Genomic DNA, 9,666 nt, shown 5'->3' with positions numbered 1-9,666 from the left:
CGGGGCTGTGGACCGAGGCGCTCAACACCGACGCCTCGCCGTACGGCGGGTCGGGAGTCGGCAACCTGGGCTCGGTGCTGGCGGTCGCCGGCGAGCACGGGGCGATGCCGGCGCACGCCGACATCGTCGTACCTCCGCTGGCGACGGTCTGGCTGCGCAAGGACGGCTGAGGTGCCTTTCGGTCGGGCCCGTAGGGTGAATGCGTGAGCGATCAACCGACCCGGGTGACCCCCGTCAGCGACGGAGTCGCCCGCATCAGCTGGGTCGACGGCGAGAACGTCGACGTCGTACGCCGTGAGGTGGCGGCGGCGCTCGTCGACCACGTGCGCGTCGAGGCGCACGTGCGCGCCGACGACCAGGCGGGGCAGCGCACCGCGACCTGGTCGGGGCTGCACCGCGAGGGAGTGATGCGCGGGGTCGACGGCGACCTGATCCTCTTCGCGCGGCTCTCGACCGACACCCCGGTGCACGAGCCCGGCGGCTTCCGCTCGCTGCTCAACTCGTTCCTGCCGCGCAAGCGCGCGATCAGCCAGATGCTGATCCGCGACACCACCGAGCCCGAGCCACGGGTGCTGCTGTGCCAGCTCACCTACAAGCAGGACTGGGACCTTCCTGGCGGCGTCGTCGAGGTCGGCGAGTCGCCGATGGTGGCCGTGGCCCGCGAGGTCACCGAGGAGCTCGCCCTCGAGATCCCCGCCGGACCGCTGCTCCTCACCGACTGGCTGCCCCCGTGGGGCGGCTGGGACGACGCCCTCTGCCTGGTCTTCGACGGCGGCGTCCACGACCCCTCGATCCTCGACCAGATCGTCGAGCAGGAGCGTGAGATCCGCTCGGCAGCCTTCTGCACCGCGGCCGAGGTCGCCGAGCGCGCCGCCGACTTCACCGCCCGCCGTGTCGCCGCAGCTCTCGCCACCATCACGGGCGCGCCCGGATCCTCCGCCGCCTACACCGAGTCCGGCCGCTGACCCACCCCTCGCGCGCCCCTGTTTTCACCGAGTCGGCGCGACTACGCGCCGACTCACCGTTTCGGGGTGTGGTGCGGGGCGGCGGGCAGGGCGCAGGGCCACGAGCACGCCCAGGATCATCACGGCTCCCCCGCCGGCCTCCCCGGGGGTCGGTCGCTGACCGAGCAGGAGCCAGGCCGCCAGCATCGCCACGACCGGCGCGAGCAGCACCCACGGCACCACTGCAGCCGACGGGTTGCGCGAGAGCAGCGTGTTGAAGATGCCGTAGCCGACCAGGGAGGCCAGCACCGCCGTGTAGAGCGTCGACAGCGCTGCCGGCCAGCCGAACGAGGCGGCGCTCTCACCGAGCACTCCCGGTCCACCCAGCACGAGGGCGAGTGCCACCAGCGGCACCGGGACCACCAGGGCCGACCAGACAGTCAGTGCCAGTCCGCTCCCGGTCGCGCCCGAGGCCCGCGAGACGACGTTGCCCACGCCCCAGGAGAGCGCTCCGAGGAGACACAGTGCCATCGCCAGCAGGGTGACCTCCCCGCCGCGCCCGAGGCCCACCACCACCAGGCCGAGGGTCCCGATCACGACCCCGGCCAGCTGTCCACGCGTCGGGGCCTCCCGGATCACGCCGGCTGCGATCAGCACTGTGAAGATCACCTGCGCCTGCAGCACCAGCGCCGCCAGCCCCGGCGGCAACCCGGCGTCCATCGCGGCATAGAGGAAGCCGAACTGGCCCAGTGACATGAACGCCCCGACCCCGAGGATGGTGCGCCAGGGCAGGTCGGGGCGACGGATGAAGAAGATCGCCGGAACCAGGACGGCGGAGAAGCGCAGCGCCGCGAACAGCAACGGGTCGACACCGTCCATGCCCCAGTCGATGACGACGAAGTTGAAGCCCCACAGCGAAGCCACGAGGGCGGCGAGTGCGGAGTCCCTCGGATTCATGTCGTCAGCGTGCCTGCTCGACCGTCGATCACCAATACGGGCAACGCTGCCGACGATGAGCGGACCTGCGATCGAGTAGCGACTCGAATGGTCACAGACCGCAGGAAATCGGCGCGGCAGGATCTCGTGCCCAACGGTGGTGAGTGCGACAGCCCGACCCTGGGCGCGGACGAGCGCCCCCCGACCGCGACCGGACGGAGGTCAGGCGAGGTCGAGCTCGTTGCGGGCGAGGATGGCGGCGCCGGCGACGGCGGCGGGCATCACGAGGATGCCCCCGAGTGGGACCAGGAAGCAGAGCTGGGTGGCGATGCCGAAGCCCAGCACCGTCGTACGACGTGAGGACGTCGCGGCGAGCTGGGCGGCGTCGTCGAGTCCCCGGGCGCCGAGGGGCCGCCCGAGGAGCTCGCGCGCCAGCAGCCGGCCGGAGAACACCACACCCAGCACGATGCCGACGGTCGGACCGATGATCGGCACCAGCCCGCACAGCAGCACGAGGGCCGAGAACCCCAGGCCGACGAGCACGAGACGCAGCCCGTCACGCGCCGCCTGCCAGAACCCGATCGCGTGGTCGGGCACCGGCCCGCCGAGGGACGCCTCGGTCTCACGCCAGATGCGCTCGTAGAACGGGTCACCGACCGTGAGGGTCAGCGCGACGAACAGCGCCGAGAACAGCACGAGCACCCCGACGAGCAGGGCGATCGCCAGGAGGCCGCGCACGACCGCCCGCACGGAGTCGGCCCAGTCGTCGGAGAAGGGAGTGGCCCAGGCGACGAGGTCCGCGACGTTGAGCAGCAGCGCGACGAAGGCCGCCCCCAGGACGAGGAAGACGATCAGTCCCGGCACCATGCCGAGCAGCAGCAGCCGCGGTCGCCCGCGCAGGAACGTGAGTCCCTGACGCAGGTAGCCCGCACCACGCAGCAGGTCGGTCATGCCGGGATCCCGAGGACCGGACTCAGTAGAGCGCTGAAGCCAGGGACTGACGGGCCTTCAGCACCCGCTCGTCGTCGTTGCCGACAGCCGCGAAGAGGCCGAGCAGGTGCTCACGGGCCCGGTCGCGGTCCTTGCCGGCGCTTCGGCGCACGAGGTCGATGAGCCGGGTGAAGGAGTCCTCGACGTCACCGCCGAGGAGGTCGAGGTCGGCGACCAGGGTCTGGGCGTCCACGTCGTCGGGGTCGGCGTCGGCCGCGGCACGCGCACCGTCGAGGTCGACGTCCTTCGTGCGCTGCAGCACGGTGGACATGGCCAGCCCGGCGGCCGCCTCGGTGTCAGCAGGGTTGGCCGTGACGAGCTTCTGGTACTCCGCGACGGCGGCATCGAGGTCGTTGCGCGCGAGCGCGTCCTCGGCGGCGGCGTAGCGGGGGTCGCTCGTGGGCTCCGCGCCCTCCTCCGCGACCGGGGGCGCACCGAGCGGCTGGTGCCGGGCGGTCATGCCCTGGGTCGCGAGCTGCTGCATCACCTGGGTCAGGGCCGTGCGCATCTCCTCGATGCCGATGACGTCCTGGAAGAGCGGTGCCGGGCGACCGTCGATGACGGCGACGACGAGCGGGATCGACTCCACCTGCATGGCCTGGGCGATCTGCGGGTTGACGTCGACGTCGACGAGGCCGGCGACGAACTTGCCCTCGAACTCCGCCGACAGCGCCGCGAGGTCGTCAGCGAGCTGACCGCTCTCGGGCATCCGCGAGCGCGAGAAGAGCACGATCAGGACCGGGGCGGCCATCGACATCTCGATGAGGCTCTGGAAGTTCTCGGCCGTGACGTCCAGGGCGTACGACGACGCACCGGCGCCACCGGGCGCGCCAGGACCGCGGGGGCCGCCGGGAGCCGCGCCACCGGGGGCGGGCTGTGCGGGCCGCTTGAGGGCCGAGAGGTCGATGGCGCCGGGGCGGTTGAACGGCTGCTGCGTCATGGGACCGATCCTAGGAGACCGACACCCGGCGCGACTGCCGGGGGATCATCCCCCTCGCGGACCCCAGGCCTCCTCCAGCGTGGCCGCCTCCTTCAGGACGAAGGCGTAGTCGGCGAAGTCGTAGCCGGTCTCCTCGCTGCCCGGGGCGTAGCACCGCAACGTGATGGACGTGACCGGGTGCACCTGCGACTGCCACAGCAACCGTCCGAGGTCCTCCTCGATGTCCTCGCAGTCGGTGTCACGCCGTACGTCGACGCGACCGGTCACCGAGGCCCCGGCGGTGATCTGCTTCTCCCGGTAGGACAGGTCGACGTCGATGACGCCCGGAAGAACGGCGACACCGTCCGCGATCGGGGCGATCTCGTCGGCGCACTCGCTCGCGCTGCAGTCAGGCAGGCCCTTGCCTGCTTGCGACGCATCGAGCGGACGGTCGTCGGAGCAGCCGGTCGCGGTCACCAGGAGCGCCGTCATCAGCGCGAGGAGACGGTGGGTGGACATCAGTGGTCGGCCTCTCATGGCGTGTCCCGGGTGATCACGAAGCTCTGCGTCTGCACCCTGGAGTTGCCACCCAGGAAGCCGTCGTCCCTCATCGAGCCCAGGACGTGACCGATCGACGGGTCGTCGGAGGCATCGACGGCAGCCCCGCCGGCCCGATAGGTGTCCATGGAGTGGTTCTCGCCGATCGATCCGGTGCGCCCGTCGAAGACGACCGTGGTCCGGTTGGGCTGGTCGGGGTTGTCCTCCCCGTCGGTCAGCGGGACGAGGTCCCCGGAGTTCTCCAGCGAGAGCACCTGCGTGCCCGACGCGACGTGCCCCACCTGGGCGGTCGGCGCACCTGCTGTCACGACATGACGGACGTCGTAGGTGCTCTGGAAACCGGCGTCGGCCGCGAGGTGCGCGGCGGCCATGCCGCCCTGGGAGTGACCGACGAGCATGACCGGCGCCCCCGGTGGGATGTCGGCGGCCGCCATGGCCTCGGTGATCCCGCGCGTGTAGGCAGTGTCCTGACCGGAGACGAGCTGCAGGTTGGCAGTGAGGTCGCGCGCATCGCCCGGGTCGTCCCCCCAGCTGTCGGTGCCGGGCAGGTGCACGATGTAGCGAGCCTGGTCGCCCTCACCGACCACCTGGATGTCGATGCGCCCGTCGACTCCGCGGTTGGTCTCCCCCAGGTCTTGCAGGAGGTCCTCGAGCGAGCCGGGAGCATCGAAGTCGGGCGCAGGGCCCTCCCCCGGCCTCACGACGACGTCGGTGTCGCCGAAGAGCCCCGCCAGGTCGCCGGCCGCGTCGTTGGTGGTGCCGTGGAAGGGGGCGAGGCCCACCTCGAGGAGCAGGGCGGTGCGGACGGCGGGCGGCAGTGTGCCGAGCAACCCGTCCATGAGGCCGCCCCCGCCGTTGAGCAGGTGCTGCACGAGGTCCGGGTGGTCCTCGAGGAAGCCCTGCACGTCGGCGAGCGCCTCGTCTGCCAGCTCGGGGTGCGCGGCGAGGTAGGCCGCGAGCGCGGGGTTGCTCAGGAGGAGGGTCGTGCCCCCGGCCAGACCTGCCAGGCCCAGGAACGGCAAGGCTCCGCCGAGCAGGTGGCCGAGGCTGTAGTCGAGGGCCTCCATCGCCTGCATCGTCAGCTCGTCACTGCCGCGCAGCAGAGCCACGGCCACCTGGATGCTCAACGCGTCGGCCTCCAGGCCCACCGCGCGAAGCGCCAGTCCCTTGGGCCCGACGGTCGCGGCGACCACCGCGCCCTCCGCCTCGACGAAGGTGCGCGGCGACAGGATCGAGGACTCGAGCAGGTCCGCGTTGAGCGCCAACGCCTTGTCGTGCCACGCGTCGTGGCGAAGGTCGTCGCCGGCCTCGTCGAGCAGCGTGGCCAGGAGGCTGATGTCGGTGTAGCCGGCCTCGATGCCCGCGGCGCCACCGGTCACCGACAGGGTCTCGTCGCTCATCAGAGCACCTGCGCCAGGACCGGGCCGACTGATCGGGCGAGGTCGCGCGGAGTGACAGCGGTGATCTCCACCAGCGGCACGCCCTCGCGGACGAGTGGCACGAGCGACCGCCATCCGCCCCCGAGCCGCAGCCAGCTCACGACCCCGGCCTTACGGCGTCCGGCGTCGCCCTCGGCCTCGGGCGTCGTCACGAGCACCCTCAGCCGTCCGGACACCGCCTCCTCGAGGTTCGCGACCAGGGCTCCGACCCTCTCGGGCGCCACCTCCTCGCCGGCGACCCACGTCGCCGGCGGGGCGAGGCGGACCAGCTCGGCCAGGATGTCGGGGCGCCCACGACGCACAGCCTCGGTGCCGTCGCTGAACAGCTCGAACGGCAGCCTCAGAGGACTCCCGACACCGGCGCCGTGATCCTTCGCTCCCGGTCCCTCGTCGACTGTTGCTGCCCTGGCGAGCGCCGCGGGCAGCCCGCCCACGTCGTACCAGGAGAGCTCGACGACCAGGCCGGACGCCGTCGAGAGCTGCGCGACGTGCGACCCGGCCACGGCGAACCAGGACCGCAGGCGGTCCTCGCCGCGGCCACGCGTCACGGCCAGGTCGAGCACGAGCAGTGCCTCCGGTGCGGCCAGGAGGCTCAGGGCGGAAACCACGCCCCGGGTCGGGGTGCCGGCGTGGTCCAGCAGCCCGGCCTCGACGAGCCGGGCCGTCGACGGCTCGGGGCGTTCTCGAGCCTCGTCGACGGCGGCCCGCAGCTGGGTGCGAGCGCGCTGTCGGGGCGACGGCGTCGCGCCGTCGAGGCGTTGCTCCAGCAGGTCCTCGCCGTCGTCGCTGTCAGGCTCGAGAAACGACGCCAGGTCGAGCGGCAGCCTCGCACCGCCACTCTGCTCGCTGAGCACGAGCAGCTCGGCCAGGCTGAGCTCGACGACGACCGGGACCGGCACTGACGCCGGGGCCGACGACGAGACCTGGTCGGGCTCCCGCCGGCCGGACGCCACGAGCTCGACACGTGGGGCCATCAGATCCGCACCCCCAGCTCGTCGGGCGCCTCGAGCCAGGCCTTGTCGCCGGACGGCGGTGGCGCGTAGGACGCGAGCCGCTGGTCTGCGGCGGAGGGTTCGTCACCGAGACCGATCGCACCGCGCACGCCGTCGACGACCCCGGACACTCCGTCGACCAGGCCGGCAGCAGCGTCCCGGAGCCGGGCGACGGCGCCCGAGATGAGTCCGCGCACCCGCTGCTCGATGTTCTCGATGAGAGCCTTCAGGTCGTCGACCTCCTCCGCGTGGCGCCGCAGCGCGGCTGCGGCTTCCTCGTAGGCGACGGCGGTCGCGTCCAGCTCGCCGCGCCGCTCGGCCACCCGGGCCTTCATCCGGTCACCGGAGAGCGACACCCACCCGCTCGCCTCGGCCGCCGCCACGAGACGACGTCCGTGGGCGCGCAGATCCACCGCACGCTCGTCCATCCGGTCAGCCTGCCGTCGGATCACCCGTGTGTCGCCGTACATCGAACCTCCTGGTCGATGCGGGTCCTACCCACGTCGAGGGTGTTCTACTCGCCACGAGACGTGCCCGTCAGAAGTCGCCGGCCACGCTACGGATCGGTCGGAGCAGCTCGGAGAGCGCCGATCGCTCGGAGTCACCCAGGGCGTCGAGCCCGAAGTCTGCAGTCACGAGGTCCTCGGTGGCGCGCTCCACCAGGGCCCGGCCCTCAGGAGTGATCTCGGCCAGCACGAGCCGCTTGTCGTCGGGGTGCTGGCGTCGTACGACGAGGTCCTGCGCGACGAGCCGCTGCACGATCGAGGTCACCGAGGTGGGGTGCACCTGGAGACGCTCCCCCATCTTGCCCAGGGGCAGCGAGCCCCGTGAGGAAAAGGTCAGCAGCACCAGCGCCTCGTAGCGGGCAAAGCTGAGGTCGTGCGGCTTGAGGATCGCGTCGAGTCGACCGATGACGAGCTGCTGCGCCCGCATGAGCGAGGTGACCGCGTGCATCGCGGGTACGCCGTCCCACCGTTCGCCCCACTGGCGAGCGGCTTCATCGATCGGGTCGAACGGCAGCATCAGGGCATCCTGTCAGCCGCCGGTACGGACGGCGTCGTAGACCGCCCGCATGTCAGGACCGATCCTGGCCGGCTCGACGTACGGAACGCCGGAGGCGGACCCGTCGAGGTAGGCGTACTCGATCTCGCCGCCCATCATCGAGCCGCCCACCATCGAGCCGCGTGACCTGGGGGTCTGACGTTCGTTGTGGGGTGGAACACGTTCCAACGTGCCACTGAATCGGGGATCACATGCAGGGCGAGCAGGATCTGAACCACGCATCGACGGGACTGTCGCGACGTCGGCTCGTGAAGACCGCCGGCAACGCCGCCTGGGCCGCGCCAGTGATCGTGGCCGCCTCCGCGGCGCCGGCGTACGCCAGTTCGGGGAGTGCCGCGGTTCTGCAGGCGCCCGCCCCGTCGGTGAGCCTGCTCGGCAACGCGATCACCATCCGCAGCCGCTATCAGAACATCGGCACCGGCCCCGCCGACTCGATGTCCGTCACGGTGACGGTGACCGCGTCGACAGGCTCGATCACAGCCTCCGAACCGGTGATGGAGAACGACGCGTTCGCGTTCGCCAGCCAGTCGGGCAACGCCACCACGCGGGTCTACACCTTCGTCAAGGTGGCGCCTCAGATCGCCGTCGGTGACAACGCGACACTGGCCTTCACCTATGCCCACATCGCAGCGCCCGGCACCAGCCAGCGTGCCGCGAACGTCTCGTTGGCCCCGGTCGTGCCGCCACCTTCGAGCGCCCAGGCGACCAGTGGCAACTACACCTCCAACGAGCAGCCGGCCAACACCGCCGAGGCCGCGGTGCTGGTGAGTCCATACTTGGCAACCTTCCGCACCACGCCGACGACGATGGACTTGGCCTGCAACTGGCGCAACCTCGGCACCGGCACGAGCCCCTCGATGGACGTGGTGGTGACGCTCACGGCCGGCGTCGGCACTTTGACCATGGACCCCATCGCGATGAGCAACGCTGCGTTCGAGCTGGTGGAGCGGGTGCAGAGCTCAGGCAACCAGATGGTGCTGACGTTCCGGAGGGTGGCCCCGCCGATTCCCGTTGAGGGCAACAGCACGCTGGACTTCACGTTCGGCTTCACGCAGGCGGCGGGCGTGCGAACCATCGAGGCCAACGTCGTGCCTTCGGTGCCGGCGCCGCACTCGGCAACCGCGTCCTACCGCTCTCTTCCTGGCTGACGCGACGTTCGTCCGCGCCTGCCGTTGAACACCACATGACCCGCCGTACCCAGGTGCGCCGACCAGGGGAGCACGCCGCATGACTCAGGACCAGAACCGCCTGACCCGCCGCCGCGCGCTAGCGACCGCCGCATGGAGTGCCCCGGTGATCATGGCCGTCTCCGCCGCGCCGGCGTACGCGGCCTCGCCGGGCGTGCCGCCGCAGGTCTCGGTGCAGTCCGTCCACGGGGTGCGGCGCGCGGCGTTCGGCGGGATCGTCGACTGCTCGATCGCCTTCGACAACGCAGGCGGCGCCGCGAGTGCGCTGAGTGTGGACGTCGACTTCATCGTGGCAGTTCCGGGCACGTCGCTGGTCTACGGCGTCGGTGATGTCTCGTCGCCGTGGTTGGCAAGTCCGCACACGGCGACCGCGGGCGGCCAGCGGGTGACGTTCACCCGCGCGGGCGGGATGGGAGCCAACCTGTCGGACACCCTGACCTTCACGATCAACTCCCCGATGGGCACCGGCAACATCGTGGTCTCGGCGCCGATGACCACTCCGCCGGGCGCGACCACGGGGTCCAGCGGGGTGTGGGGTGAGGACGCCAACCCGATCGACATGGACGTGATCGGGCTGAACTTCAACACCAACACCGGGGTGTTCTCGCTGACGGTGAAGAACAACGGGGCCGCTCCCGT

General features: G+C 71.4%; 13 protein-coding genes. 4 read left to right on the top strand and 9 right to left on the bottom strand.

Annotated elements, in window-relative coordinates; all coding sequences use genetic code 11:
- Positions 1 to 5 precede the first annotated feature (5 nt).
- The gene (locus VOI19_RS07395; protein ID WP_323792319.1) at positions 6 to 170 is read left to right on the top strand and encodes an alpha amylase C-terminal domain-containing protein; all 165 of its coding nucleotides are present in this window, start codon (positions 6 to 8) and stop codon (positions 168 to 170) included.
- Positions 171 to 203: 33 nt separating this feature from the next.
- Complete coding sequence (locus VOI19_RS07390) at positions 204 to 965, top strand: NUDIX hydrolase (protein WP_323792318.1); 762 nt, start codon at positions 204 to 206, stop codon at positions 963 to 965.
- 24 nt (positions 966 to 989) lie between these two features.
- On the opposite strand, the gene VOI19_RS07385 is transcribed toward VOI19_RS07390, so the two are convergent.
- From VOI19_RS07385 to VOI19_RS07345, 9 genes are all read right to left on the bottom strand, one after another.
- Complete coding sequence (locus tag VOI19_RS07385) at positions 990 to 1,901, bottom strand: EamA family transporter (RefSeq protein WP_323792317.1); 912 nt, start codon at positions 1,899 to 1,901, stop codon at positions 990 to 992.
- 201 nt (positions 1,902 to 2,102) lie between these two features.
- The gene (locus VOI19_RS07380) at positions 2,103 to 2,831 is read right to left on the bottom strand and encodes an EI24 domain-containing protein (protein ID WP_323792316.1); all 729 of its coding nucleotides are present in this window, start codon (positions 2,829 to 2,831) and stop codon (positions 2,103 to 2,105) included.
- Positions 2,832 to 2,853: 22 nt separating this feature from the next.
- Positions 2,854 to 3,810, bottom strand: coding sequence for a co-chaperone YbbN (locus VOI19_RS07375; RefSeq protein ID WP_323792315.1), 957 nt, complete (start codon positions 3,808 to 3,810; stop codon positions 2,854 to 2,856).
- Between the two features lie 45 nt (positions 3,811 to 3,855).
- A complete protein-coding gene (locus tag VOI19_RS07370; RefSeq protein ID WP_323792314.1) occupies positions 3,856 to 4,308 on the bottom strand; it encodes a hypothetical protein in 453 nt (150 codons plus the stop codon).
- A 14-nt stretch (positions 4,309 to 4,322) separates the two neighbouring features.
- On the bottom strand, positions 4,323 to 5,747 hold the full coding sequence (locus VOI19_RS07365; protein ID WP_323792313.1) for a hypothetical protein: 1,425 nt from the start codon (positions 5,745 to 5,747) through the stop codon (positions 4,323 to 4,325).
- The gene (locus VOI19_RS07360) at positions 5,747 to 6,760 is read right to left on the bottom strand and encodes a hypothetical protein (protein ID WP_323792312.1); all 1,014 of its coding nucleotides are present in this window, start codon (positions 6,758 to 6,760) and stop codon (positions 5,747 to 5,749) included. The genes VOI19_RS07365 and VOI19_RS07360 overlap by 1 nt, the downstream gene beginning before the upstream one ends.
- Positions 6,760 to 7,206: a hypothetical protein gene (locus tag VOI19_RS07355; RefSeq protein ID WP_323792311.1), complete on the bottom strand. Its 447-nt coding sequence runs from the start codon at positions 7,204 to 7,206 to the stop codon at positions 6,760 to 6,762. The genes VOI19_RS07360 and VOI19_RS07355 overlap by 1 nt, the downstream gene beginning before the upstream one ends.
- Positions 7,207 to 7,315: 109 nt before the next feature.
- The gene (locus VOI19_RS07350; protein WP_323792310.1) at positions 7,316 to 7,801 is read right to left on the bottom strand and encodes a MarR family transcriptional regulator; all 486 of its coding nucleotides are present in this window, start codon (positions 7,799 to 7,801) and stop codon (positions 7,316 to 7,318) included.
- Positions 7,802 to 7,813: 12 nt separating this feature from the next.
- Complete coding sequence (locus tag VOI19_RS07345) at positions 7,814 to 8,008, bottom strand: hypothetical protein (protein WP_323792309.1); 195 nt, start codon at positions 8,006 to 8,008, stop codon at positions 7,814 to 7,816.
- 23 nt (positions 8,009 to 8,031) lie between these two features.
- Here VOI19_RS07345 and VOI19_RS07340 point away from each other — a divergent pair, with 23 nt between their 5' ends.
- Both VOI19_RS07340 and VOI19_RS07335 read left to right on the top strand, forming a co-directional pair.
- On the top strand, positions 8,032 to 8,988 hold the full coding sequence (locus VOI19_RS07340) for a hypothetical protein (protein ID WP_323792308.1): 957 nt from the start codon (positions 8,032 to 8,034) through the stop codon (positions 8,986 to 8,988).
- A gap of 79 nt (positions 8,989 to 9,067) precedes the next feature.
- Positions 9,068 to 9,666, top strand: a 599-nt coding sequence (locus VOI19_RS07335; protein ID WP_323792307.1) for a hypothetical protein, incomplete at its 3' end; no start/stop codon positions are given.

The sequence above is a fragment of the Nocardioides sp. genome, assembly GCF_034670285.1.
Lineage (GTDB): Bacteria > Actinomycetota > Actinomycetes > Propionibacteriales > Nocardioidaceae > Nocardioides.
The sequence above is the reverse complement of the archived record's forward strand: the minus strand, read 5'-3'. Positions and strand labels throughout refer to the sequence as shown.

What these genes read in the sequence shown, in the direction of transcription:
- VOI19_RS07385 (WP_323792317.1), bottom strand. Translation starts at nt 1,901, where the DNA reads ATGAATCCGAGGGACTCCGCACTCGCCGCCCTCGTGGCTTCGCTGTGG.
- VOI19_RS07380 (WP_323792316.1), bottom strand. Translation starts at nt 2,831, where the DNA reads ATGACCGACCTGCTGCGTGGTGCGGGCTACCTGCGTCAGGGACTCACG.
- VOI19_RS07375 (WP_323792315.1), bottom strand. Translation starts at nt 3,810, where the DNA reads ATGACGCAGCAGCCGTTCAACCGCCCCGGCGCCATCGACCTCTCGGCC.
- VOI19_RS07370 (WP_323792314.1), bottom strand. Translation starts at nt 4,308, where the DNA reads ATGTCCACCCACCGTCTCCTCGCGCTGATGACGGCGCTCCTGGTGACC.
- VOI19_RS07365 (WP_323792313.1), bottom strand. Translation starts at nt 5,747, where the DNA reads ATGAGCGACGAGACCCTGTCGGTGACCGGTGGCGCCGCGGGCATCGAG.
- VOI19_RS07360 (WP_323792312.1), bottom strand. Translation starts at nt 6,760, where the DNA reads ATGGCCCCACGTGTCGAGCTCGTGGCGTCCGGCCGGCGGGAGCCCGAC.
- VOI19_RS07355 (WP_323792311.1), bottom strand. Translation starts at nt 7,206, where the DNA reads ATGGACGAGCGTGCGGTGGATCTGCGCGCCCACGGACGTCGTCTCGTG.
- VOI19_RS07350 (WP_323792310.1), bottom strand. Translation starts at nt 7,801, where the DNA reads ATGCTGCCGTTCGACCCGATCGATGAAGCCGCTCGCCAGTGGGGCGAA.
- VOI19_RS07340 (WP_323792308.1), top strand. Translation starts at nt 8,032, where the DNA reads ATGCAGGGCGAGCAGGATCTGAACCACGCATCGACGGGACTGTCGCGA.